The organism is Streptomyces sp. B93 (assembly GCF_018070565.1).
Classification (GTDB): domain Bacteria; phylum Actinomycetota; class Actinomycetes; order Streptomycetales; family Streptomycetaceae; genus Streptomyces.
In genome coordinates, this window is sequence record NZ_JAGPXL010000021.1 from 40,885 (window position 1) to 65,467 (window position 24,583).

General features: G+C 71.7%; 22 protein-coding genes. 13 read left to right on the forward strand and 9 right to left on the reverse strand.

What is annotated here, in order from left to right:
• Positions 1 to 38 precede the first annotated feature (38 nt).
• The 4 genes from KBY47_RS20970 (at position 39) to KBY47_RS20985 (ending at position 2,444) form a co-directional block, all read left to right on the forward strand.
• Positions 39 to 200 carry a DUF4177 domain-containing protein gene (locus KBY47_RS20970; protein ID WP_003975360.1) on the forward strand — a complete coding sequence of 54 codons (162 nt, stop codon included), beginning with the start codon at positions 39 to 41 and terminating at the stop codon, positions 198 to 200.
• Positions 197 to 664, forward strand: a complete 468-nt coding sequence (locus KBY47_RS20975) for a RidA family protein (RefSeq protein ID WP_210922871.1) — start codon at positions 197 to 199, stop codon at positions 662 to 664. Before KBY47_RS20970 ends, KBY47_RS20975 begins: the two co-directional genes overlap by 4 nt.
• A 77-nt stretch (positions 665 to 741) precedes the next feature.
• Positions 742 to 1,617: an NUDIX hydrolase gene (locus tag KBY47_RS20980; protein ID WP_210922873.1), complete on the forward strand. Its 876-nt coding sequence runs from the start codon at positions 742 to 744 to the stop codon at positions 1,615 to 1,617.
• Positions 1,614 to 2,444, forward strand: coding sequence for an MBL fold metallo-hydrolase (locus KBY47_RS20985; RefSeq protein WP_210922875.1), 831 nt, complete (start codon positions 1,614 to 1,616; stop codon positions 2,442 to 2,444). The genes KBY47_RS20980 and KBY47_RS20985 overlap by 4 nt, the downstream gene beginning before the upstream one ends.
• A gap of 61 nt (positions 2,445 to 2,505) precedes the next feature.
• On the opposite strand, the gene KBY47_RS20990 is transcribed toward KBY47_RS20985, so the two are convergent.
• A complete protein-coding gene (locus KBY47_RS20990) occupies positions 2,506 to 3,180 on the reverse strand; it encodes a Crp/Fnr family transcriptional regulator (protein WP_010031945.1) in 675 nt (224 codons plus the stop codon).
• Positions 3,181 to 3,432: 252 nt separating this feature from the next.
• On the opposite strand from KBY47_RS20990, the gene nth reads away from it, so the two are divergent.
• The 3 genes from nth (at position 3,433) to KBY47_RS21005 (ending at position 6,637) form a co-directional block, all read left to right on the forward strand.
• Positions 3,433 to 4,503 carry an endonuclease III gene (gene nth, locus KBY47_RS20995; protein WP_210922877.1) on the forward strand — a complete coding sequence of 357 codons (1,071 nt, stop codon included), beginning with the start codon at positions 3,433 to 3,435 and terminating at the stop codon, positions 4,501 to 4,503.
• Positions 4,504 to 4,609: 106 nt separating this feature from the next.
• Positions 4,610 to 5,305: a CoA pyrophosphatase gene (locus KBY47_RS21000; protein WP_210922879.1), complete on the forward strand. Its 696-nt coding sequence runs from the start codon at positions 4,610 to 4,612 to the stop codon at positions 5,303 to 5,305.
• Positions 5,306 to 5,437: 132 nt separating this feature from the next.
• A complete protein-coding gene (locus tag KBY47_RS21005; RefSeq protein WP_210923018.1) occupies positions 5,438 to 6,637 on the forward strand; it encodes a MarP family serine protease in 1,200 nt (399 codons plus the stop codon).
• 28 nt (positions 6,638 to 6,665) lie between these two features.
• Here KBY47_RS21005 and KBY47_RS21010 read toward each other — a convergent pair whose 3' ends face one another.
• The 6 genes from KBY47_RS21010 to KBY47_RS21035 all read right to left on the reverse strand — a co-directional run bounded on the left by KBY47_RS21010 (position 6,666) and on the right by KBY47_RS21035 (position 15,242).
• Positions 6,666 to 6,848 (reverse strand): hypothetical protein, encoded by a 183-nt coding sequence (locus KBY47_RS21010; protein WP_210922886.1) that lies wholly within the window; start codon positions 6,846 to 6,848, stop codon positions 6,666 to 6,668.
• 155 nt (positions 6,849 to 7,003) lie between these two features.
• Positions 7,004 to 7,954 (reverse strand): alpha/beta fold hydrolase, encoded by a 951-nt coding sequence (locus tag KBY47_RS21015; protein ID WP_210922888.1) that lies wholly within the window; start codon positions 7,952 to 7,954, stop codon positions 7,004 to 7,006.
• On the reverse strand, positions 7,951 to 8,457 hold the full coding sequence (locus tag KBY47_RS21020) for a phage holin family protein (RefSeq protein ID WP_210922890.1): 507 nt from the start codon (positions 8,455 to 8,457) through the stop codon (positions 7,951 to 7,953). The genes KBY47_RS21015 and KBY47_RS21020 overlap by 4 nt, the downstream gene beginning before the upstream one ends.
• A gap of 79 nt (positions 8,458 to 8,536) precedes the next feature.
• Positions 8,537 to 9,973 carry a Na+/H+ antiporter NhaA gene (nhaA, locus tag KBY47_RS21025; RefSeq protein ID WP_247695000.1) on the reverse strand — a complete coding sequence of 479 codons (1,437 nt, stop codon included), beginning with the start codon at positions 9,971 to 9,973 and terminating at the stop codon, positions 8,537 to 8,539.
• A gap of 245 nt (positions 9,974 to 10,218) precedes the next feature.
• A complete protein-coding gene (gene acs / locus KBY47_RS21030; RefSeq protein WP_210922895.1) occupies positions 10,219 to 12,174 on the reverse strand; it encodes an acetate--CoA ligase in 1,956 nt (651 codons plus the stop codon).
• A gap of 365 nt (positions 12,175 to 12,539) precedes the next feature.
• The gene (locus KBY47_RS21035; RefSeq protein WP_210922897.1) at positions 12,540 to 15,242 is read right to left on the reverse strand and encodes a SulP family inorganic anion transporter; all 2,703 of its coding nucleotides are present in this window, start codon (positions 15,240 to 15,242) and stop codon (positions 12,540 to 12,542) included.
• Between the two features lie 310 nt (positions 15,243 to 15,552).
• Between KBY47_RS21035 and KBY47_RS21040 the strand changes: the two genes are divergently transcribed.
• Positions 15,553 to 16,824 (forward strand): hypothetical protein, encoded by a 1,272-nt coding sequence (locus KBY47_RS21040; protein ID WP_210922898.1) that lies wholly within the window; start codon positions 15,553 to 15,555, stop codon positions 16,822 to 16,824.
• 54 nt (positions 16,825 to 16,878) lie between these two features.
• Here the strand turns inward: KBY47_RS21040 and KBY47_RS21045 are convergent, their stop codons facing one another.
• A complete protein-coding gene (locus KBY47_RS21045) occupies positions 16,879 to 17,859 on the reverse strand; it encodes an ATP-binding protein (protein ID WP_210922899.1) in 981 nt (326 codons plus the stop codon).
• 118 nt (positions 17,860 to 17,977) lie between these two features.
• Here KBY47_RS21045 and KBY47_RS21050 point away from each other — a divergent pair, with 118 nt between their 5' ends.
• Positions 17,978 to 18,802 (forward strand): Fic family protein, encoded by an 825-nt coding sequence (locus tag KBY47_RS21050; RefSeq protein WP_210922900.1) that lies wholly within the window; start codon positions 17,978 to 17,980, stop codon positions 18,800 to 18,802.
• Between the two features lie 348 nt (positions 18,803 to 19,150).
• Here the strand turns inward: KBY47_RS21050 and KBY47_RS21055 are convergent, their stop codons facing one another.
• On the reverse strand, positions 19,151 to 19,984 hold the full coding sequence (locus KBY47_RS21055) for an HAD family phosphatase (RefSeq protein WP_210922901.1): 834 nt from the start codon (positions 19,982 to 19,984) through the stop codon (positions 19,151 to 19,153).
• A gap of 575 nt (positions 19,985 to 20,559) precedes the next feature.
• Between KBY47_RS21055 and ssd the strand changes: the two genes are divergently transcribed.
• Genes ssd through KBY47_RS21075 form a run of 4 tightly spaced genes read left to right on the forward strand, consistent with a single transcriptional unit; the run spans position 20,560 to position 24,519 of the window.
• Positions 20,560 to 21,660 (forward strand): septum site-determining protein Ssd, encoded by a 1,101-nt coding sequence (ssd, locus tag KBY47_RS21060; protein ID WP_210922902.1) that lies wholly within the window; start codon positions 20,560 to 20,562, stop codon positions 21,658 to 21,660.
• Positions 21,657 to 22,850, forward strand: a complete 1,194-nt coding sequence (locus tag KBY47_RS21065; RefSeq protein WP_210922909.1) for a TadA family conjugal transfer-associated ATPase — start codon at positions 21,657 to 21,659, stop codon at positions 22,848 to 22,850. Before ssd ends, KBY47_RS21065 begins: the two co-directional genes overlap by 4 nt.
• On the forward strand, positions 22,826 to 23,716 hold the full coding sequence (locus KBY47_RS21070) for a type II secretion system F family protein (RefSeq protein ID WP_210922911.1): 891 nt from the start codon (positions 22,826 to 22,828) through the stop codon (positions 23,714 to 23,716). Before KBY47_RS21065 ends, KBY47_RS21070 begins: the two co-directional genes overlap by 25 nt.
• Positions 23,713 to 24,519: a type II secretion system F family protein gene (locus KBY47_RS21075; RefSeq protein WP_210922913.1), complete on the forward strand. Its 807-nt coding sequence runs from the start codon at positions 23,713 to 23,715 to the stop codon at positions 24,517 to 24,519. Before KBY47_RS21070 ends, KBY47_RS21075 begins: the two co-directional genes overlap by 4 nt.
• Positions 24,520 to 24,583: the final 64 nt, after the last annotated feature.

Here is a 24,583-nt window from a genome sequence, read left to right on the forward strand (position 1 = left end):
TGCGGAGCCACCGCCCGGCAGCGGATACAGTCGGCCCCATGACCAAGTGGGAATACGCAACCGTGCCGCTGCTCGTCCACGCCACGAAGCAGATCCTGGACACCTGGGGCGAGGACGGCTGGGAACTCGTCCAGGTCGTGCCCGGCCCGAACAACCCGGAGCAGCTGGTGGCCTACCTGAAGCGGGAGAAGCAGGCATGAGCGCGGTCGAGTCGCGCCTGGCCGAGCTGGGCCTGACGCTGCCGGACGTGGTGCCGCCGCTGGCCGCCTACCAGCCGGCCGTGCAGTCCGGCTCGCACGTCTACACGGCGGGACAGCTGCCGATGGTGGACGGCAAGCTGCCGGTCACCGGCAAGGTGGGCGCGGAGGTCACGGCCGACGAGGCCAAGGAGCTGGCCCGCACCTGTGCCCTGAACGCGCTGGCGGCCGTGAAGTCCGTCGTCGGTGACCTGGACCGGATCGCGCGCGTGGTGAAGGTCGTCGGCTTCGTGGCCTCGGCCTCCGACTTCACCGGCCAGCCCGGCGTCCTCAACGGCGCCAGCGAACTCCTCGCCGAGGTCCTCGGCGACAAGGGCGTGCACGCCCGCAGCGCGGTCGGCGTCGCGGTGCTGCCGCTGGACGCGCCGGTCGAGGTGGAGATCCTGGTGGAGGTCACGGAGGCGTAGCCCCTCACGGGCCGCCGTCCCCCGGCGGGTGATCGTCGCCTCTCGAACATCCGCGCACTACGGGATAGCCTCCGGCCATGGCGAACGGTCAGTGGTACCCCTCCGAGTGGCCGGACCGGATCCGCGCGCTGGCGGCCGGCACCCTCACCCCGGTGACTCCCAGGCGCGCGGCCACCGTCATGCTCCTGAAGGACCAGGACGGTGACACCGGTCCCGTCGTCCACATGCTGCGCAGACGCGCCTCGATGGCCTTCGCCGCGGGCGCGTACGCCTACCCGGGCGGCGGAGTCGACCCGCGCGACGACGACCGTCACGTCCGCTGGGCGGGCCCCACGCGCGCGTGGTGGGCCGACCGGCTCGGCGTCGACGAGGCGGCGGCACAGGCGATCGTCTGCGCGGCGGTACGGGAGACGTACGAGGAGGCGGGCGTCCTGCTCGCCGGGCCGACGCCCGACGCCGTGGCCGGCGACACCACGGGCGCCGACTGGGAGGCGGACCGCGCGGCCCTGGTCGCCCGGGAGCTGTCCTTCGCCGAGTTCCTGGACCGCCGCGGCCTGGTGCTGCGCTCCGACCTGCTCGGCGCGTGGGCCCGCTGGATCACCCCGGAGTTCGAGTCGCGCCGCTATGACACCTGGTTCTTCGTGGCGGCCCTGCCCAAGGGCCAGCGCACCCGCAACGCCTCCACGGAGGCGGACCGCACGGTGTGGATACGACCGGCGGCGGCAGCGGCGTCGTACGACAAGGGTGAGCTGCTGATGATGCCGCCCACCATCGCGACCCTGCGCCAGCTCCAGCCGTACGCCACGGCCGCCGACGCCCTCGCCGCGGCGCCGGAGCGCGATCTGACCCCGGTGCTGGCCGAGGCACGGCTGGTGGACGGCGAGATCGTGCTCTCCTGGCCCGGCCACGACGAGTTCACCAAGCACATCCCGACCGGTGGAGCCCCCGCATGACGGACGCAAGCACTCTTCCCGGCCAGCCGCGGGGCGGTGTCCGCACGGGCCCCGCGACCGAGCGGGCCGTCAACGTCCTCGCGCCCAACGCCTCCGCGATGACCCTGGACGGCACCAACACCTGGATCCTGGCGGAACCGGACTCCGGCCTCGCGGTCGTGGTCGACCCTGGTCCGCTGGACGAGGGGCACCTGCGCAACGTCGTCGGGACGGCGGAGGCGGCGGGCCGTCGCATCGCCCTGACGCTGCTCACCCACGGCCACCCCGACCACGCCGAGGGCGCCGCCCGCTTCGCCGAGCTGACCGGCACGAAGGTACGGGCGCTGGACCCGGCGCTGCGTCTCGGCGACGAGGGCCTGGCGGCCGGGGACGTGATCAGGGTGGGCGGCCTGGAGCTGAGGGTCGTCCCGACGCCGGGACACACGGCCGACTCGCTCTGCTTCCACCTGCCAGCCGACCGGGCCGTCCTGACCGGCGACACGATCCTCGGGCGCGGTACGACGGTCGTGGCGCACCCCGACGGCCGCCTGGGCGACTACCTGGACTCCCTGCGCCGGCTGCGGTCCCTCACCGTCGACGACGGAGTGCACACCGTACTGCCGGGCCACGGGCCCGTGCTGGAGGACGCCCAGGGCGCCGTCGAGTTCTACCTCGCCCACCGCGCCACGCGCCTCGCCCAGGTGGAGACGGCGGTGGAGGACGGCTACCGCAGCCCGGCCGAGGTCGTCGCGCATGTGTACGCCGACGTGGACCGTTCCCTGTGGCCCGCGGCGGAACTGTCCGTGCGGGCGCAGCTGGACTACCTGACGGAGCACGGGCTCATCTAGAGCCCGCGCGTGTAGAGCCCGCGCGTGCCATCTGGCTCAGCGGGACCGGTCCCTGCCCTGTTCAGCGGGACCGCTTGGCCAGCCGCTCCACGTCCAGCAGGATCACGGCGCGCGCCTCCAGGCGCAGCCAGCCGCGCTGGGCGAAGTCCGCGAGCGCCTTGTTGACCGTCTCGCGCGAGGCGCCGACCAGCTGGGCCAGCTCCTCCTGCGTGAGGTCGTGGACGACGTGGATGCCCTCCTCGGACTGCACGCCGAAGCGGCGGGAGAGGTCCAGCAGGGCGCGCGCGACCCGGCCGGGGACATCGGAGAAGACCAGGTCGGACATCGCGTCGTTGGTCTTGCGCAGTCGACGGGCGACGGCGCGCAGCAGCGCGGTGGCCACCTCGGGGCGGGCGTTCAGCCAGGGCTGGAGGTCGCCGTGGCCGAGGCCCAGCAGCTTGACCTCGGTGAGCGCGGTGGCGGTCGCGGTGCGCGGGCCCGGGTCGAAGAGCGACAGCTCACCGATGAGTTCACCGGGGCCTACGACGGCCAGCATGTTCTCGCGGCCGTCGGGGGACGTGCGGTGGAGCTTGACCTTGCCCTCGGTGACCACATAGAGCCGGTCGCCCGGGTCGCCCTCGTGGAACAGGGAGTCGCCACGCGCGAGGGTCACCTCACTCATGGAGGCGCGCAGCTCCGCGGCCTGCTCGTCGTCGAGCGCCGCGAAGAGCGGATTACGCCGCAGAACGTCGTCCACGAGTTCTCTCCTTGTCGACCTGCTCAGGGGATCTTTCTCCCCCTTGGTACCAGGGGACCGTGGTGCCCATTTTGCCGGACGGTCCAAACAGTGTGATCTGTCACAAGGATGCCGCACGTGTCTCGCCTGGTAAGCGGCAGGGGTCCAATTGGGGGCTGATCCACAGGGTCCGGGGCGGATGTCGGTGCCTGGCCTTAGGCTGGCCGGGTGTCCAAATCGCCGGTGAGAGCACAGGCCTAGGGGGCTGCGCGGATGGGTGTACGTCGCGATTCCGCTGTGGGCGAACAGGGCCCTGATGGCGGCAGGAAAGCGAAGAAGGGGGCGAGCGGGACCAAGGGGACTGAACGGACCTCGGTGAAGAAGACGGCGGCGAAGAAGACCACCGCCGCGAAGAAGACCACGGCGGCGAAGAAGACGACGGCCGCGAAGAAGACGACGGCCGCGAAGAAGGCCGCACCGCCCAAGAAGGTCGCCGTCGCCCCGGAGAAGGCCACCGCGGCCGTCGAGGGCGCCGCCCCGGCCCGTACCGTCGCCGCGCACCCGCCCAAGGGCGAGTCCCGTACGGCGCTGGTCCGCCGGGCCCGCCGTATCAACCGCGAACTCGCCGAGGTCTACCCGTACGCCCACCCGGAGCTGGACTTCGAGAACTCCTTCCAGCTCCTGATCGCCACGGTGCTGTCCGCCCAGACCACCGACCTGCGCGTCAACCAGACCACCCCGGCGCTGTTCGCCAAGTACCCGACGCCGGAGGACCTGGCCGTCGCCAACCCGGAGGAGGTCGAGGAGATCCTTCGGCCCACCGGGTTCTTCCGCGCCAAGACCAGGTCGGTCATAGGCCTGTCGAAGGCCCTGGCTGCCGACTTCGGCGGTGAGGTCCCCGGCAAGCTGGAAGACCTCGTGAAGCTGCCCGGCGTGGGCCGCAAGACCGCGTTCGTCGTGCTCGGCAACGCCTTCGGGCGGCCCGGCATCACCGTGGACACGCACTTCCAGCGGCTGGTGCGGCGCTGGCAGTGGACGGACGAGACCGACCCCGACAAGATCGAGGCGACCGTCGGCGCGCTCTTCCCCAAGAGCGACTGGACGGACCTCTCGCACCACGTCATCTGGCACGGCCGCCGGATCTGCCACGCCCGCAAGCCCGCCTGCGGTGCCTGCCCCATCGCCCCGCTCTGCCCGGCGTACGGCGAGGGGGAGACCGACCCGGAGAAGGCGAAGAAGCTCCTGAAGTACGAGAAGGGCGGACTGCCGGGCCAGCGGCTCAACCCTCCGCAGGCCTACCTGGACGCGGGCGGCAGGCCGGCGCCTCCGCTGGGGGCCGGATGACGGGCCTTCAGCCGGTCCCCTCGGCTGGACGGGTCGCGCCGAATCGGCCCCCGTTGGAACGATCTCGCGGGGCCAAGGCGTTGGAACGGTCAGAACGGGGGTGGCGATGACGCGCGCGAGCAACACATGGGGCGGTTCGGTGACGCTCAGCAAGGAGGGCCTGCCGGGATGGCTCGACCCGGTGGTCCGCGCCGTGGAGACGGTCGAGCCGCTCCAGCTGAGCCGGTTCCTGCCACCGGCGGACGGCGCCGGGCGGCAGTCCGCCGTGCTGATCCTCTTCGGCGAGGGCGAGCGCGGCCCGGAGCTGCTGCTGATGGAGCGGGCCAGCTCGCTGCGCTCGCACGCGGGCCAGCCCGCCTTCCCCGGCGGCGCCCTCGATCCGGAGGACGGCGACCCGGCGGCCGAGGGCCCGCTGCGGTGCGCCCTTCGGGAGTCGGAGGAGGAGACCGGCCTGGACCCGGCGGGCGTACAGCTCTTCGGCATGCTGCCGAAGCTGTACATCCCGGTGAGCGGCTTCGTGGTGGCGCCGGTGCTGGGCTGGTGGCGGGAGCCGAGCCCGGTCGGCGTGGTCGATCCGAACGAGACCGCGCGGGTGTTCACCGTCCCCGTGGCGGATCTCACTGACCCGGCGAACCGCGCGATGGCCATCCACCCGCTGGGGCACAAGGGTCCGGCATTCCTGGTCGAATCGGCCCTGGTGTGGGGTTTCACGGCCGGACTGATCGACCGTCTGCTGCACCACGCGGGCTGGGCGCGGCCATGGGACCAGGACCGGCTGGTCCCGCTCGACCTGCGGTCATGACAGGGTGGGCGCCGTGTTGTGTACTCCCGGGGGAAGCCGTGTCCCATCGCCACCACGCGTCACACCGGCCGAAGCGCCCCGAGTGATCGAAGCGACCGGGGCTTGCGACGTGACGAGGCGGGGCGTGAAGCGGTGAACGTGCTGGACATCCTGTTGCTGCTCGCCGCCGTCTGGTTCGCGATCGTCGGCTACCGCCAGGGCTTCGTCGTCGGCATCCTCTCGGTGATCGGCTTCCTGGGCGGCGGCCTCGTCGCCGTGTACCTCCTGCCCGTCATCTGGGACGCCCTGACGGACAACGCCGAGGTCGGCACGACGGCAGCCGTCGTCGCGGTCGTCGTCGTGATCGTCTGCGCCTCGGTCGGCCAGGCGCTCACCACCCACCTCGGCAACAAGCTGCGCCGCCACATCACCTGGTCCCCGGCTCGCGCGCTGGACGCGACGGGCGGCGCGCTCGTCAACGTCGTCGCCATGCTGCTGGTCGCCTGGTTGATCGGTTCGGCGCTGGCGGGCACCACGCTGCCGACGCTGGGCAAGGAGGTCCGCAACTCCAAGGTGCTGCTGGGTGTGTCCAGAGCGCTGCCCGCGCAGGCGGACACCTGGTTCGCGGACTTCTCCTCGGTCCTCGCGCAGAACGGCTTCCCGCAGGTCTTCAGCCCGTTCTCGAACGAGCCGATCACCGACGTCCAGCCCCCCGACCCGGCGCTCGCGGGCAGCCCGGTGGCCACCCGCGCCCAGCGCTCCATCGTCAAGGTCGTGGGTACGGCGACGAGTTGCGGCAAGGTCCTGGAGGGCACCGGCTTCGTCTTCGCCGACCGAAGGGTCATGACCAACGCCCATGTCGTCGGCGGCGTCGACGAACCCACCGTCCAGATAGGCGGCGAGGGCCGACGGTACGACGCCACCGTGGTGCTCTACGACTGGCAGCGCGACATCGCCGTACTCGACGTGCCCGATCTGTCCGCGCCCGCGCTCCGGTTCACCTCCGAGGACGCGACCAGCGGGGACAGCGCGATCGTCGCGGGCTTCCCGGAGAACGGGTCGTACGACGTGCGCTCCGCGCGGGTGCGCGGCCGCATCACGGCCAACGGCCCGGACATCTACCACCGCGGCACCGTGCGCCGCGATGTGTACTCCCTCTACGCGACCGTCCGCCAGGGCAACTCCGGCGGCCCGCTGCTCACCCCGGAGGGTGAGGTCTACGGCGTGGTCTTCGCCAAGTCCCTCGACGACGCCGAGACGGGGTACGCGCTCACGGTCGACGAGATCCGCGAGGACATCGTCGAGGGCCGTACCGCCAACCAGCAGGTGGACAGCGACAGCTGCGCCCTGTGAGGCGAGGCGGGTGAGGGGGGCGGGAGGGTCAGCCGCGCGGGTGGCGCAGCCGTACCGAGACCCAGCGGGCGCGGCGGCGCAGAATGCGCGGGATGCCCACCCTCGGATCGGTGCCCGCCAGCTGGGGGTTGCCGCCCCGCTGGTGGGTGCTCAGGGCGCGGCCCGAGCGGCGGTTGCGTGCTGCGTCACTGAAGTCGTGCGTCCAGCCCATACCCCGACGTGTGCCCCTGGCCCAAGGTCGATAACCGCCTCAGGCGCCCTCAATTGGCCTATGCGCCGGGCAATTGGCAGTTCGTAGGACAGTCGTTCCGGGCTCGGCCACCGGGCGCGTCGGACCGGTCACCGAGGGCGGCCGAACCCCGGGCGCTAGCGGTCGGGTTCGGGGTCCTGGAGCCAGTTGACCAGTTCGGTGGAGAAGGCCACCGGGTCCTCCTCGTGCGGGAAGTGCCCGAGGCCGTCGAACAGCCGCCAGCGGTACGGCGCTTCGACGTACTCCCCGGATCCGGCGGCGCTGCGGGTGCGCATCACGGGGTCGAGCGAGCCGTGCAGATGCAGCGTCGGCACCCGCACGGGCCGCTTCATCCGCCGGTTGAACTGGATGCCGTCGGGGCGGGCCAGGGACCTGACCATCCAGCGGTACGGCTCGATCGAGCAGTGCGCCGTCGACGGGATGCACATCGCCCGCCGGTACGCCTCCACCGCCTCGTCGTCCGGCAGCCGCGGCCCGGACCAGTCCCGGATCAGCCGGGCGACCAGCGCGCCGTCGTCCGCGACGAGCTGCCGCTCCGGGATCCACGGCCGCTGGAACCCCCAGATGTAGGAGCCCGCGGTGGTCTGCTTGAGGTCGGAGAGCATCGCCGAGCGCCAGCGCCGGGGGTGCGGCATGGACGCGACCGCGAGGCGGCGTACCAGCTTGGGACGCATGGCGGCGGCCGTCCAGGCGAGATAGCCGCCGAGGTCGTGGCCGACCAGCGCGGCGTCGGGCTCGCCGAGGGAGCGGATCACACCGGTGATGTCGAGGGCGAGGTTGGCGGGGTCGTAGCCGCGCGGGGTGCGGTCGCTGCCGCCGACGCCGCGCAGATCCATGGCGACGGCCCGGAAGCCCGCGTCGGCGAGCGCGGTCATCTGGTGCCGCCAGGTCCACCAGAACTGCGGGAAGCCGTGCAGCAGCAGCACCAGTGGTCCGTCGCCCAGCTCGGCGATGTGGAAGCGGGCGCCGTTGGCCGCCACGTCGCGGTGGGTCACTTCCTGCCCGCCGGAGAGGTCGAGCCGTACGACCGAGGCGGGTTGTGCCGGAGGCGTGGCGGGTTCCGTCATGACGACGAGCGTGCCACAGCCTCGATGACCTCCGGGGCCCGTTCCCTCGGCAGCTCGGTCAGCTCGGGCCGCTCCGGGCGGGGGTGCGGCTTGGCCTTCTGGAGCACGTTCGCCGACTCCTTCATGGACGCGGCCACCTTCTGCGGGCCCTTGCTCTTCTTCGCCTTCTTGGCGAACACCACGCCGATCAGGGCGAGGACGAGGGCGATGAGGACGTTCGCCGCGAAGGAGAGCAGGAAGCAGAGGGCGAGGTTCCAGTCGCTCCAGGTGCGGATGCCGTACGCCAGCGCGAAGTTCAGCATCGGCAGCGAGAACACCAGTACGGCACCGGCCACGGTGAACGCGCCGCCGCTCGCCGCGCCGCGCTTCACGTCCTGCCGGAGCTGCGCCTTCGCCAGTGCGATCTCGTCGTGCACCAGCGCCGACAACTCGGCCGTGGCCGAGGCGAACAGCTGGCCGATGCTGCGTTCGGCGCCGACCGGGCTGCCGTCGGGTGCGCTCATCGGTGTCTCCCTCATCTGCGGGCGGTTCCGTCCGTGCCTGACCGGCGTACGGTCCCGTCTTTTGTACCGTCTCGTCAGATCATGCCGGACGGTCCCTCTCCTCGCCTGCCCCGGCCGACACTTCGGCAAGCGCGCGTCGCTCCTCGTCCTTGACGCGGGCGATCCTGCGGTGCTCGGCGGCCTTCTTCTCGTAGATCTCCGCCATGCGCAGGTGGTACGCCGGGTTGTCCTGCTCGTAGATGTCCGGGATGCCGTCGTGGTCCTCGTCGCGCTCCTCGGCGTCGCACAGCCTGCGGTACTTGGCGTTGCGCATCTTCAGCAGGACGCTGGCCAGCAGCGCCGATATCAGCGAGCCGATCAGTACGGCCGCCTTGACCTCGTCGGTCATGACGGCGTCGCCCTCGAACGCCAGCTCGCCGATGAGCAGGGAGACGGTGAAGCCGATACCGGCGAGCGAGGCGACGGCGAAGACATCGGCCCAGGCCAGATCGTCGCTGAGGGAGGCCCGGGTGAAGCGGGCGGTCAACCAGGTGCCGCCGAAGATGCCGACCGTCTTGCCGACGACGAGACCGAGGACGACACCGAGCGTCTCGGGCCGCTCGAAGACCTCCCGCACCGCGCCGCCGGACACCGAGACACCGGCGCTGAACAGGGCGAACAGCGGGACCGCGAGTCCGGCCGAGACCGGCCGCACCAGGTGCTCGATGTGCTCGCCCGGGGAGTGCGCCTCGCCCTTGCGGGTGGTGCAGCGCAGCATCAGGCCCATGGCGACACCGGCGATCGTGGCGTGCACGCCGCTGTTGTACATCAGCGCCCAGATCACCAGCGCGAGCGGGACATAGACGTACCAGCCGCGTACGCCCTTGCGCAGCAGCAGCCAGAAGACCGCGAGGCCGGCGACGGCGCCGCCCAGCGCGGCGAAGTTGAGGCTGTCCGTGAAGAAGACCGCGATGATCAGGATCGCGAAGAGGTCGTCGACGACGGCCAGGGTGAGCAGGAAGGCACGCAGCGCGCTCGGCAGCGAGGTGCCGATGACCGCGAGCACGGCGAGCGCGAAGGCGATGTCGGTGGCGGTGGGCACCGCCCAGCCGTCCATCGCCCCGCCTCCGGCGACGTTGGTCAGGACGTAGACGAGCGCGGGTACGGCCATACCGCACAGGGCCGCCACGACCGGCAGGACGGCCGCCTTGGGGTCGCGCAGATCACCGGCGACCAGTTCACGCTTCAGCTCGATACCGGCGACGAAGAAGAAGATCGCGAGGAGTCCGTCGGCCGCCCAGTGCGCGATGGACAGGTCCAGGCCCAGGGAGGCGGGGCCGATGTGGAAGTGGCTGACCGTCTCGTAGCTGTCGTGCAGTGCGGGGATGTTGGCCCAGACCAGTGCGGCGATCGCGGCGAGGAGCAGCAGCACACCGCCGACCGTCTCGGCGCGCAGCGCGTCGGCGACGAAGGTCCGCTCGGGCAGGGAGAGACGGCCGAGGGCCTTACGGGAGTCGGTGGTGCTGGGCGCAGGCAAGAGTGACCTCCGGTCGGTGGGCAGGATTGAGCGCATGCCGACCAGACTTCCCGGCGCACCTGTTCTATCTCTGACAGCCGTGTTGCGAACGTGGACTTTTACTTAGTTTACCTAAAGCGACTTTGTTTACTTTACCTAAGGTGCCCGGGACGGTGGGCTAAACGTGATGATCCTCATGTTAAGCACAAAGGGGGCGCCCCGCGCGTTCGCGCCGGGCGCCCCCCTCAGGGCTCGGTCCGGTCTGCTCAGTCCTCGCTGGGCGCGGCCGGGAGCTTGGCCTGGATGAGGTCCATGACCGTGCTGTCGGTCAGCGTGGTGACGTCTCCCAGCTGGCGGTTCTCCGCGACGTCGCGCAGCAGTCGGCGCATGATCTTGCCGGAGCGGGTCTTCGGCAGCTCCGCGACCGGCAGGATGCGCTTCGGCTTGGCGATCGGGCCGAGCGTGGCGCCCACGTGGTTGCGCAGCTCCGCGACCAGGTCCTCGGTCTCCGCCGCCGTACCCCGAAGGATCACGAAGGCGACGATCGCCTGGCCGGTGGTCTCGTCGGCCGCGCCGACCACGGCCGCCTCGGCGACCGACGGGTGCGAGACCAGCGCCGACTCGACCTCGGTGGTGGAGATGTTGTGGCCGGACACCAGCATCACGTCGTCCACCCGGCCGAGCAGCCAGATGTCGCCGTCGTCGTCCTTCTTCGCGCCGTCACCGGCGAAGTACCGGCTCTCGAACCGCGACCAGTAGGTGTCGATGAACCGCTGGTCGTCGCCCCAGATGGTGCGCAGCATCGACGGCCACGGCTCGGTCAGGACGAGGTAGCCACCGCCGCCGTTGGGCACCTCGTTCGCCTCGTCGTCCACGACGGTGGCGCTGATGCCGGGCAGCGGGCGCTGGGCCGAGCCCGGCTTGGTCTCGGTCACGCCCGGCAGCGGGGAGATCATCATCGCGCCGGTCTCGGTCTGCCACCAGGTGTCCACGATCGGCGTGCGGTCGCCACCGATGTGCTTGCGGTACCAGATCCACGCCTCCGGGTTGATCGGCTCACCGACCGAACCGAGCACCCGCAGCGAGGACAGGTCGAACTTGGCGGGGATGTCGTCGCCCCACTTCATGAACGTCCGGATCGCGGTCGGCGCCGTGTAGAGGATCGTCACCCCGTACTTCTGCACGATCTCCCAGAACCGGCCCTGGTGCGGGGTGTCGGGTGTGCCCTCGTACATCACTTGGGTCGCGCCGTTCGCCAGCGGGCCGTAGACGATGTAGGAGTGCCCGGTGACCCAGCCGACGTCGGCCGTGCACCAGTACACGTCCGTCTCCGGCTTGAGGTCGAAGACCGCGTGGTGGGTGTACGCCGTCTGGGTGAGATAGCCGCCGGAGGTGTGCAGGATGCCCTTCGGCTTACCCGTCGTACCGGAGGTGTAGAGGATGAACAGCGGCTGCTCCGCCTCGAACGCCTCCGGGGTGTGCTCGGCCGACTGCCGCTCCACGACCTCGTGCCACCACAGGTCGCGCTCGTCCTGCCAGTCGACGTCCTGGCCGGTGCGGCGGACCACCAGCACGTGCTCGACGTTGCCCGCCTTCTCGACCGCCTCGTCCACGGCGGGCTTGAGCGCGGACGGCTTGCCGCGCCGGTAGCCGCCGTCGGAGGTGATGACGATCTTGGCGTCGGCGTCCTGGATACGGGTCGCGAGCGCGTCCGAGGAGAAGCCGCCGAACACCACCGAGTGAGCGGCGCCGATCCGGGCGCACGCCAGCATCGCGACCGCCGTCTCGGGGATCATCGGCATGTAGACGGCGACCCGGTCGCCCTTCTGCACGCCCAGCTCCAGCAGGGCGTTGGCGGCCTTGGAGACCTCGTCCTTGAGCTGGGCGTAGGTGATGGCGCGGCTGTCGCCCGGCTCGCCCTCGAAGTGGATGGCGACGCGGTCGCCGTGCCCGGCCTCGACATGGCGGTCGACGCAGTTGTACGCGACGTTGAGCCTGCCGTCCTTGAACCACTTGGCGAACGGCGGATTCGACCAGTCCAGCGTCTCGGTCGGCTCCACGGCCCAGGTCAGCCGCCGGGCCTGCGCGGCCCAGAAGCCGAGCCTGTCAGCCTTGGCCTGTTCATACGCCTCCGCGGTGACGTTGGCGTGCGCTGCCAGGTCGGCGGGGGGTGCGAACCTGCGCTCTTCCTTGAGCAGGTTGGCCAGGCTTTCGTTGCTCACGACATCTCCCTTTCCCAGGGTGTCCGTTGTGTCCCAGGCCACAGCTCATCAGACCCGGGGGGCCGATGACAAGGGTCGACGGGAAATTGGTTTAGACCTGTCATCGGTCCCGTTGGGCCTGGTGCGGGCATGTGGATGCGGACCTGTACGGGTGGTGCGGGCTCTCGGATACGGGTGGTGCGGGCTCTCGGACCCTCGTCCCGCGGGCGTCGGACCGGCCGTCCTGCGGACCTGGACCGTCACCCGCGGGCTTGGACCGTTTGTCCCTTCCCACGGACCGCGCACCGGCCGGGTTCAGGAGGGTGCGGCGCTGTAACGCCCCTCACACCGCGGCCCGCCCCGGCCCTTCCCCGAGGCCCTCGCCGTCACGCCGGACTGCGCAGCTCACCCGCCCCTTCCACATGGTCGAAGACCGGCTCCCCGTCGTCCGTCTCGGTGAGCAGATACGCCTGTGCCTCGCCGACGTGGAAGTACATCCCGTGCAGCTCCAGACCGCTCTCGCGCATCGCCCGGGCCACCGACGGGTGGGCCCGCAGATGCTCCAGCTGCTGGACGACATTGGTCAGGCACAGCTGCTCCACCGCGTCGGCGGGTCTGCGCACCGCCAGCCGTGCCCAGCTGCCGCTGTCGTCGGCCATGCGCTCCAGACTCGGCACCCCGTGCCGCAGCCACCGCCCGAGCGGCGTACGGGTGCTGCCCGGCCCCGACTTGAGCAGAGCCTGCATCGCACCGCAGCCGGAGTGCCCGCACACCGTGATGGACCGCACCTGGAGCACGTCCACCGCGTACTCGATCGCCGCGGCCACCGAGTCGTCGCCGCTCTCCGCACCCGGCAGCGGTACGAGGTTGCCCACGTTGCGCACCACGAACAGGTCCCCCGGACCACTGGACGTGATCATCGAGGTGACGACCCGGGAGTCGGCGCAGGTCAGGAACAGCTGGACCGGCCGCTGCCCCTCCCGCGCCAGCCGCGCCAGCTCACCGCGCACATGGGGGGCGGTGTTGCGGTGGAAGGCCGTGATGCCGCGCAGCAGGTGGTGGCCGCCGGGGGTGCCCAGCACGGGGTCAGGTGCGGGGTCAGACGTGAGGTCAGGCGTGGGATCGGATGCGGGACCGGATGCGCGATCGGACGTGGGGTTGGGTGCGGGGTCGAGCGCCGGGTCGGATGTCGTCCGGCAGGTGCCGTACGTACTGCTCGTGCTGTGCGTGAGGGCCGTGCCGGAGTCGCTCGGCCCGCCGGACAGCTCGCTGACCGCAGTGGGGACCTCCTTCCTCTCCGTCTTCTGCTCGGTGCTCGTGTCCTTGGTCCTCGCGGGACCGGCCTCCTCGTGGTCCCCTGCGACTCGGCGCGCTTGCCCCAGCGACTCGCCGGACGTGCCCGACAGTCTGACCGGAGCTGCCGCGCACTGGTGGTTGCGCCAGGGGGTCCAGGGGCGGCAGCGGCAGTCGGCGACGGGAGTGCGCCCGGTGGTCCCGGACACATCGAGGCCGGGGTCCGGGGAGGCGGTCGGCTCGGTGGTCCGGGTACCGGTGCGGCGACCGGTCAGTTCGACGGTGCCGCCCTGCGCGGTGTGGGTGTTCTGCCAGTCCTGCAAGGTCTCGTACGCCGCGTGGTCCATGAACGAGCCGTCCAACTCGACGACCACTTCGGCCCCTTGGGGTACGTGGTGCAGGGCCCGGCTGAGCCGGGGCACCGCGAGGAACGTCAACTGCCCTCGCACCTGGACGTGATGGACTCCTTCCTGCACTTCATGGGTGATACGGGTGCGGGTGAGGCGGTGCAGCGCCACGCCGACCGCGGCGGCGATGCCCAGCGCCACGCCCTCCAGGACGCCGAGGAGCACCACGCCGAGGGTGGTGACGACGTACACCAGCACTTCTCGGTGGCGGGTCACCGTGCGAATGTGGTGCAGGGACACCATCTGGATGCCGACGGCCATCACCAGGGCGGCGAGCGAGGCGAGCGGGATCAGCTCCAGGATCGGGACCATCAGCAGCGCGGCGACTACTACGAGAACGCCGTGCAGCATCGTGGAGTTCCGGCTGACGGCACCCGCGTGGACATTGGCCGTGCTGCGCACCGCGACGCCCGCGACCGGCAGTCCGCCGAGGCCGCCGGAGACGACGTTCGCGGCGCCCTGGCCCAGGAGTTCGCGGTCGAGGTCGGAGCGTCCGACATGGGTGGCCGGCGCGGGGCGGGCGGCGGCCAGCTTGTCCACGGCGACCGCGCCGAGCAGCGACTGCACACTGCATACCAGCGTGGTGGTGAGCACGGCGGCGACCAGCCCGAGCACCGGGCCCTCGGGCAGCCCGGCCAAGGCGTGGCTGCTCCACGTCGGCAAGTCCACCTTGGGCAGCCGCAGCCCGGCCAGCGAGGCGGCCGCGGTGGCCCCGGCGACGGCGACGAGCGCGGTCGGCACCTTGCGCAGCAGCTGTCCGGCCCGGCCGGGGATGCGGGGCCAGAGCAGCAGCAGGGCCAGGGTGAGCGCGCTCACCGACAGCGCCGCCGGGTGCAGCTCCGCCAACTGCGTGGGCAGCGCGGCGAGGTTGTCGGGCACGGAACTCTGCGGGGTGCCGCCGAGCATGATGTGCAGCTGGGCGACGGCGATGGTGACGCCGATTCCGGCGAGCATGCCGTGCACGATGGCGGGACTGACGGCGAGCGCGCCGCGCGCTACCCGCAGACAGCCGAGGCCGATCTGGGCGAGACCGGCGAGGACGGTGATGGCGCAGGTCGTACGCCATCCGTAGCGCTGGATGAGATCGGCGGTGACGACGGTGAGTCCGGCGGCCGGACCGCTCACCTGGAGCGGGGAGCCGCCGAGCCGTCCGGCGACGATGCCGCCGACGGCCGCCGCGACCAGGCCCGCCTGGAGCGGTGCGCCGGTGGCGAGCGCGATGCCGAGGGACAGCGGCAGGGCGATCAGGAAGACGGCGATCGCGGCCGAGACGTCGGCGCCCGCGACGCGGAAGCGGGGGCGCCGGGTGGGCGGGGGGCTGTGGGACTGCCGTACGGGCTCGGACCGGCGAGCGTCGGTCGTACGGCGGGTGGGGACGCAGGCTGACATGGTTTCCCGTCTCCTCCGGGGCAGCGCGGTCGCGGAACAGGTGGTCCCCGCTCGACGGCGGGGGCGGGTCGCGGCCGTGGGTCACGGCGTACAGCGGCGGGATGCATCAACAATCAGTAAACGATTCGTAATGCAGAGTAAAGGCAAAGCATGGATATTCCGGGCAATTAGCCCAATCAATCACTCCGGAGAGTGAAGCGAGCATTTCATCGGCTTGTCATACAAATTCCTTCTTCGTCCCGTGCGACCTTGGCGGCGCTGTCACCGAGTTCGCCAGTGTTCGCCAGAGAAGGAAGAAGGTGGGCGGGACATGGCCGTCAGCCAGAGGATCGCCGTGGGTGTCGTGGTCGCCGCGGTCTGTGCCGGGTCACTCGCCGGTTGCGGGAGTGGCTCCGACGACACGCGGGAGGGGGCTCCCGGACCGCCGAAGGCCAAGGCCGCTCCCGCCCCGAAGAGCGTGGTGCGTCTGATCGGCGACGGCTCCACCGCGTTCACCGGGGCGCAGCCCCATCTGCCCCGGGCCGAGCGGCTGAAGCCGGGCGAGAAGCCCCCGCAGTTCGTGGTGTTCTCCTGGGACGGCGCGGGCGAGGACAGCCAGAAGCTGTTCTCCCACTTCCGTCAGGTCGCCAAGGACAACAACGCCACCATGACGTACTTCCTCAGCGGCGTGTACCTGCTGCCCGAGGACCGGCGCGACCTCTACCGGCCGCCGCAGCACTCGCCCGGCCGCTCCGACATCGGCTTCAACGACCGGCAGGGCATCGCCGACACCGTGAAACAGCTGCGGCTGGCGTGGCTGGAGGGCAACGAGATCGGCACCCACTTCAACGGCCACTTCTGCGGGCGCGGCGGGGGCGTCGGCGAATGGTCGGTCGAGGAGTGGAAGGACGAGATCGCCCAGGCCAAGGCGTTCGTGAAGTCCTGGAAGACCAACACGGGCATGCGGAACTCGGCCCCGCTCCCCTTCGACTACGACCGGGAACTGATCGGCGCCCGCACCCCCTGCCTGGAGGGCCAGCAGAACTTCACCAAGGCCGCCCGCGAACTGGGCTTCCGCTATGACACCAGCGGCGTCAACAACCAGGTCTGGCCCGGGAAGAAGGAGGGCCTGTGGGACCTGTCCATGCAGTTGGTGCCCTTCCCCGGCCACTCCTTCGAGCAACTGGCCATGGACTACAACTTCATGGTCAACCAGTCGGGCAGCACCAGCCAGGGCGACCCCGCCAAGCACCGGCTCTGGGGCGACCAGATGCGTGACGGTCTCCTCCAGGGCTTCCAGCGCGCCTACGACGGCAACCGCGCCCCTCTGATCATTGGCAACCACTTCGAGTCCTGGAACGGGGGCACCTACATGCGGGCCATCCAGGAGGTCGTCGAGCAGGTGTGCACCAAGGAGGAGGTGCGCTGTGTGTCCTTCCGGCAACTGGCCGACTGGCTCGACGCCCAGGATCCGGGGACCCTGGCGAAGCTGCGCACGCTGAAGGTCGGCGAGGCACCCGCGCGGGGCTGGAAGTCCTTCCTGTCCGCCCGCCCGGCCCCGGCACCGAAGGGCGTGCCGGGGGCACCGGCGGGCGGCCGGTAACCGCTGTGCGCGCGGGCGGCCTCGGGGGTGCCCCCGGGGCGTCGCGCGGACGGCTCAGGCGGTGGCCGCCACGCGCTCGCTGAGCAAGAAGCCGGGGTCGACCTGCGCGGCCAGGTCGGCTCCGGTGCGCTCATTGCCCCAGGACCGGGCGTTCTTCAGGTGGAAGTGCACCATCTGGCGGGTGTAGCGCTCCCAGTCGCGGTGCCGGTACGTCGCGTCGGCGGTCGTGCGCAGGGTGCGCAGCGCGTCGCGGTTGGCCTCCTCCAGGAGGTCGAACCGGGGCGGGCGGCCCTTCTCCAGTGCCCGCACCCAGTCCGACTGCCCGACCGTCACGAGCAGGTCGTCCCCGACTTCGGCGCGGAGGAAGTCGAGGTCGTCCTGGCCCAGCACCTTGTTGCCGACGACCTTCAGGGTGATGTCGTAGTCACGGGCGTACTCCTTGTACTGGCGGTAGACGGAGACCCCCCGTCGGGTCGGCTCGGCGACGAGGTAGGTGATGTCGAAGCGGGTGAACATGCCGGAGGCGAAGGAGTCCGAGCCCGCGGTCATGTCGACGACCACGTACTCGTCGGGGCCGTCGACCAGGTGGTTCAGGCACAGCTCCACCGCTCCCGTCTTGGAGTGGTAGCAGGCGACCCCCAGGTCGGCGTCCGTGAAGGCGCCCGTGACCATCAAACGGACGGCGCCGCCGTCGAGTTCCACCGGCCGGGCGCAGGCGTCGTAGACCGGGTTGTCCTCGCGCACCCGCAGCAGCCGGGAGCCCTCGCCGGGCGGGGTGGTTTTGATCATCGTCTCGGCGGAGGCGATACGCGGGTTGTCGCCGCGCAGGTAGTCCTTGATCAGCGGCAGCCGGTCACCCATCGCGGGAAGTGCCGCCGCGGCCGCCTCGTCGAGACCCAGCGCGCAGCCCAGATGCTGGTTGATGTCCGCGTCCACGGCGACGACCGGTGCCCCGGTGGCCGCGAGATGGCGGATGAAGAGGGACGACAGGGTGGTCTTGCCGCTGCCACCCTTGCCGACGAAAGCAATTTTCATGTTCAGTAAGCGTAGTGGCGCGGGCCGCGCCGGGCGCGCGAGAACGTGAAGAAGACCACTCGATCGTGGGGTGTGAGCCCGGGGTGACCGGGGCTGGACAGGCCCTAGGGTCGTACTCATGAGTACGACAGGCGCGACCGCCGACCCGCTCGCCGCCCTGGGCTCACTGCCCGGCGTGGCCGACTCCGTGGAGTCCGTGCGCAAGGCCGTGGACCGGGTGTACGGGCACCGCATCATGCGACGCCGCAGCAACGAGATCACCTCTGAGGCGGCGCTGCGCGGCGCGCGGGGCTCCGCGGCGCTCTCCGGCGCGGACTGGGCGCTGGAAGAGGTGCGCAGGCGTACGGACTTCGGCGGGGACGACGAGGCCCGGACCGTGGGCGCGGCCCTGAGGCTGACCGCGGAGGCGGGCCAGCTGCTCTCCATCTGGCGGCAGTCGCCCCTCAGGGTGCTGGCCCGGCTGCACCTGGTGGCGGCGGCGGAGAAGGACGATCGGGCGGGGCGTCCCCGGCAGGAGGGCGAACCCGTCGACGAGTCGCTGATCACGCAGCCGCTGCCGAGCGCCGCCGAGGTGTCGGGCCGTCTGGAGGGCCTGTCCGATCTGATCATCGCGGGCAGCTCGGCGCCCGCGCTGGTCACGGCGGCCGTCGTGCACGGTGAGCTGCTGGCGCTGCGGCCCTTCGTCTCGTACAACGGCCTGGTCGCGCGGACGGCCGAGCGGATCGTGCTGGTCGGCAGCGGTCTGGACCCGAAGTCGGTGTGTCCCGCCGAGGTCGGCTACGCGGAGCTGGGCGGCGAGGCCTATCTGACCGCCTTCGACGGCTATCTCTCCGGGACCGCGGAGGGCATGGCCGCCTGGATCGCCCACTGCGGCAAGGCGGTCGGACTCGGCGCGCGCGAGTCGACGGCCGTGTGCGAGGCGCTTCAGCGCGGCGCGGCATAAAGGTCGCGGAGGGGTCCGGGAAAGGGTTGCGGCGGTACGAGTTCTCGTACCGCCGCTGGCATGTCCACCGGGTTACCAAGCGTCCTCGATATGTGCCCATCAGGCGGGGTTCTTTGCCCGTCACCTGGTGCGGCTGGCCCGTAATCGACGGGTCGACGTCGCGTGGGTGCTCGATGTCCATGCTCGGTCCGTGGGGCCAATCCTGCGTCTTAAAGGTGATCCTTTCGGATGTCCTTTGGTCTCGCGGGCCGTTAACCCCTTTGTACTCCAGGCGCGGGGTAAGCGAAACCCTTCACCGCGCTTCTTTACTTTTGGGTTCAAAGACGCATCAAACGGGCGCCGCTCGACTCAGGCGGACGCGCTTCGGCGTCGGCTGGCGTACCAGACGAGACCCGCGGTGGCCGCCGCCGCTCCTATGGCCGCCGCCGCGACGAGCGCCGGGCGGGGCGGTACGGAGAGCCTGGGGAGCCGCTGCTTGAGGCGTACCGGGCGGTGGAAGTCGAGGATCGGCCACCCGCGCGAGAGGGCTTCCCGGCGCAGGGCCCGGTCCGGGTTCACGGCGTGCGGATGGCCGACCGACTCGAGCATCGGCAGATCGGTGGCGGAGTCGCTGTAGGCGTAGCAGCGGGAGAGGTCGTACCCCTCGGACTCGGCCAGCTCCCTGATCGCCTCGGCCTTGGTCGGGCCGTAGGCGTAGTACTCCACCTCTCCGGTGTAGCACCCGTCCTCGCCCACGACCATGCGGGTGGCGACCACACGGTCGGCGCCGAGCAGCTCGCCGATCGGCTCGACCACCTCGGCGCCGGAGGTGGACACGATCACCACGTCGCGTCCGGCGGTGTGGTGCTCCTCGATGAGGGACGCGGCCTCGTCGTAGATGATCGGATCGATGATGTCGTGCAGTGTCTCGGCGACGATCTCTTTGACCTGCTGGACGTTCCAGCCGCGGCACAGCGCCGAGAGGTACTCGCGCATGCGCTCGATCTGGTCATGGTCGGCGTCGCCGGCGAGGAAGACGAACTGGGCGTATGCGGTACGCAGCACGGCCCTGCGGTTGATCAGCCCACCTTGGTAGAACGACTTGCTGAAGGTGAGCGTGCTCGACTTCGCAATGACCGTCTTGTCCAGGTCAAAGAAGGCCGCTGTGCGGGGCAAGGAGTGGTTTTCCACAAGCCTGAGCATAGGCGCAGCCCATTCGGCGTAAGCTGGGGCGCGTGGGTTTGCCTGAGAGGGCTCTCGGGTACACCATGGAAGTCACGGATCGTTCGCGACCGTGCTAACCCGGCCCGACTCCTCCCCCCCCGAGTCGGCCGTGGGGACGACCCCCGCTCTCCCCCCCGGCGGGGGTCGTCGCATGTCCGGGTGGGTTTTCTCCTTCTCTCTGCGGTCTCGCGCTGTCTGGCCGACCGAGGCGGCAGTGTCTTGTCATGCTCATGAGTAGTCACGCTGTGTAGCGATCGGACTCCTCTGTGGAAGTCGCACAGGGGTTGCCCGAAGGTCACCGGTTTGGGTGAAGGCGATATCCACAAGCGTCAGCCCGTCCACAGTTTTCGACCAAGATCCACTTGATTTCCAGAAGCGCTGCACCGTGATTCGAGCGCGACTCGTGGCGAGTTCATGGCCGGTTCAGTTTCCGAGGCGCGTATGGCCGATTCCTATCGGCCGTTCATATGGAGGCCGATCGCCGGTTCTTCACAGGTTCGGGAATCGCGGGGCACCAGGGCCGCGCGTGAGAAGCAGCGAAGGGGGAGCAAACTGTGGCCGGAACCGTCACCCGAGAACCATCGTCCACCGCCGGAGGCGGCCAGGGCGGACCACTGATCGTCACCGAGGACACCGACCTCCTCGACGACCTGCTGCGACTGTGCGCCGCCGCGGGCGCCACACCGGAGGTGCACCACTCGGTGCCGGAACGCGGCGGCGGCTGGGAGACCGCGCCGCTCGTCCTGGTCGGCGACGACGCCGCCCGGCACGTCCGAGGGGCCGCACGCCGTCGGGGCGTGGTCCTCGTCGGACGCGACCAGGACGATCCCGACGTCTGGCAGCGCGCCGTCAGGATCGGCGCCGACCATGTCCTGATGCTGCCCGACGGCGAGCAGTGGCTCGTCGACCGCATCGCCGACGTCGCCGAGGGCGTCGGCCGCCCCGCGCTCACCGTCGGCGTGATCGGCGGGCGCGGTGGCGCCGGAGCGTCCACCCTCGCCTGCGCCCTCGCCGTCACCTCCGCGCGGGAAGGACTGCGCACCCTCCTGGTCGACGCCGACCCCCTGGGCGGTGGGCTCGACGTCCTCCTCGGCGGGGAGGCCGCCGAGGGGCTGCGCTGGCCCGCGTTCGCGGGCTCGCGCGGGCGGGTCGGCAGCGGCGCGCTGGAGGAGTCACTGCCCCGGCTGCACTCGCTGCGGGTGCTCAGCTGGGACCGCGGCGACCGTGTGGCGGTCCCGCCCCAGGCGGTACGAGCGGTGCTCGCCGCGGCCAGAAGGCGCGGCGGCACGGTCGTCGTCGACCTGCCGCGCCGCATCGACGACGGTGTCGCCGAAGCCCTCGCCCAGCTCGACGTCGGGCTCCTGGTGGTCCCCGCCGAACTGCGCGCCGTGGCCGCGGCCGGGCGGGTGGCCTCAGCCGTCGGCATGGTCCTGCGTGACCTGCGCGTCGCCGTGCGCGGGCCGTACGCGCCCGGCCTCGACGACCGCGAGGTGGCGCGGCTGCTCGGACTGCCGCTGGCCGGTGAGGTGCCCGTCGAGGCGGGGCTGCTGCGGCCGAACGGCGGCAAGGCGCCGCCGGGCAGCGGCCGAGGCCCCCTCGCCCGGTTCTGCACCGACTTCTGGGAGCGCGCCCTGATCGAGGCGGGTGCCGCATGAGGACACCTCCCCAGGCGCCCGGCGATCCGGCGCTGCTGGACGGCGTTCGCCGCCGGCTCGCCGAGAGCGGCGCCGAACCGACGCCCGCGCGGGTCGCCCAGGCCCTCCGCGAGCAGGGACGGGTCCTCGGTGACGCCGAAGTGCTCGGCACGGCGGCACGGTTGCGCTCCGAACTCGTCGGCAGCGGGCCGCTGGAGCCGCTGCTCGCCGACGCATCGGTCACCGATGTGCTCGTGTCGGCTCCCGACCGGGTCTGGGTCGACCGCGGCGGCGGACTGCGCCTGACCGGCGTCACGTTCCCCGACGCGACGGCCGTACGACGCCTCGCCCAGCGCCTGGCCGCCGTTGCCGGACGCAGACTCGACGACGCCCGGCCCTGGGCCGACGCCCGACTGCCCGACGGCACCCGACTGCACGCGGTGCTGCCACCGGTCGCGGTCGATTGCACCCTTCTGTCGCTGCGTGTCGTACGGCCGCGCGCGTTCACCCTCGACGAACTGGTGACGGCGGGCACGGTGCCGCCCGGCGGCGACCGGGTGCTGCGGGCACTGCTCGACGCCCGGCTGTCCTTCCTGGTCAGCGGTGGCACCGGCAGTGGCAAGACCACGCTGCTGAGCGCGCTGCTCGGGCTGGTCGGACCCGATGAGCGGATCGTGCTCGCGGAGGACTCGGCGGAGCTGCGGCCCGACCATCCCCACGTCGTACGGCTGGAGACCAGACCCCCCAACCAGGAGGGCGCGGGCCTGGTGACGCTGGAGGACCTGGTGCGCCAGGCGCTGCGGATGCGGCCGGACCGGCTGGTGGTGGGCGAGGTGCGCGGCTCCGAGGTGGTCCATCTGCTGGCCGCGCTGAACACGGGCCACGAGGGCTGCGGCACGGTCCACGCCAACGCCGCCGCGGACGTCCCGGCCCGTCTCGAAGCGCTCGGCACGGCGGCCGGGCTCGACCGGGCCGCGCTGCACAGCCAGTTGGCCGCCGCGCTGTCGGTCGTACTGCACCTCGTGCGGGACCGGGCCGGGCTGCGGCGGATCGCCGAGGTGCATGTGCTGGAGCGGGACCCCTCGGGGCTGGTGCGGACGGTGCCGGCACTGCGGTGGGCGAAGGACGCCTTCGACCGTGAGCGGGGGTGGGAGCGGCTGCGTGGGCTGCTCCACGGGGAGAGCGGATGCGGGGAGGAACCGAAGTGGTGAACGGCGTGCAGGAGACGTCGGTGGGCGCGGCCCTGGTGTGTGCCGGGGCGGCGGTCTGGCTGCTGGGTGAGTGGCACTCCGGGGCGCGGCGGGCCCAGTTGCTGCTCGGGGGCGGCGGAGTCGTGGGAACCGGGCCGCCCGGTCGCCGGGGGATCACCGATGCACTGCGGCGGCTGAGGGGACGGCTGCGGGTCGAGTGGTGGGCCCTCGGCGCCGGACTACTGCTCGGCCTGCTGGGCGCCTCGCTGGTGCCGGTCGTCGCGGGGGCGGCTGGAGTGCCGCTGCTGCGCCGTGCCCGGCTCGAACGGCAGGCGCGGCAGGCACGGGAACGCCAGGGGGACGCGGTGATCGCGCTGTGCGGTGCGCTCGCCGGGGAGGTGCGTGCCGGGCGTCAGCCCGGTGAGGCCCTGCTGACCGCGGCACGGGACACCGGAGGGCTCGGCGAGGCCCGGTCGGCGGTGCTCGCCGCGGCGCGGTTCGGCGGAGACGTTCCCGGGGCGCTCACGGGCGCATCCCGGCAACCGGGCGCCGACGGGCTGGTCGGCCTCGCCGCGTGCTGGCGGGTCGCCGTGGACCAGGGCGCGGGCCTCGCGGCCGGGCTCGACCGGCTCGAAGCGGCGCTGCGCGCGGAGCGGGACCAACGCGCGGAGCTGCGCGCCCAGTTGGCAGGCGCCCGCGCGACCGCCGTGATGCTCGCCGCGCTGCCCGGCCTGGGTCTCCTCCTCGGGGTGGCCCTGGGTGCCGATCCGTTGCACGTCCTGCTGCACACCGGTGCGGGGCTGGGCTGCCTGCTGATCGGAGGGCTGCTGGAGGGCGTCGGGGTGTGGTGGGTGCTGCGGATCGTGCGGAAGGCGGAGACGGCATGACCGAGACGGTTGTCCACAGGCTGGGGACGGCCGGTGGGGCGGGGCTGCTTCTCGGGTGTCTGGTGGCGTGCCTGGTGGGGTGGCTGAGGGGGGTGCGGCGCGGGCGGCGGGCGCGACGGCGGCTCGCCGGGCTGCTGGGCCGGGAGAGGGTGTCTGACGCTTCACGCTTCGACGCGGTTGCCGTGCTGCGGTCGTGGCTGCCACTGGTCGGTGTGGCGGGCGCCGGGTGGGTGCTGGTCGGCGGCGTGCTCGGGGTTGTCGCGGGTGGCGCCGGGGCGGTGGGGCTGTGGTGGTGGCGTAGGGGGCGGTCGCGAGCGGCGGTCGATCGGCCGGGCGTGAGCGGTGACCCGCGCGAGGGCGCGCGGCAGCTTCCGCTCGCCGCGGACCTGCTGGCTGCCTGTATCTCGGCGGGCGCCGGTCCGGTATCCGCGGCGCAGGCCGTGGGTGAGGCGCTGGCGGGTCCGGTCGGGGAGGCGCTCGCGCGCGGCGCCGCGGAGGTCCGGCTCGGCGGTGAACCGGCCGCCGCCTGGCGCGGGTTGGCCTCGACACCCGGCGCCGGGCCGCTGGCACGGCTGCTGGAACGGGCCGATGTCTCCGGGCTCCCCGCCGCCGAACCCGCCGGACGCCTCGCCGCGGACGCCCGAGCGGAGTGGGCCCGCCAGGCGACGGCACGGGCGCGGCGGGCGGCCGTCATGGTCACCGCGCCGGTGGGGCTGTGCTTCCTGCCCGCGTTCGTCGCGGTCGGAGTGCTGCCCGTGGTGATCGGGATGGCCGGTGACGTGCTGGGCGGAGGTGGTGGATGACGGTCGGGCGCCTTGGGGCGAAGCGGGCGGCGGTTCTTTTCAACGATCAGCGGGTCTTTTCGAC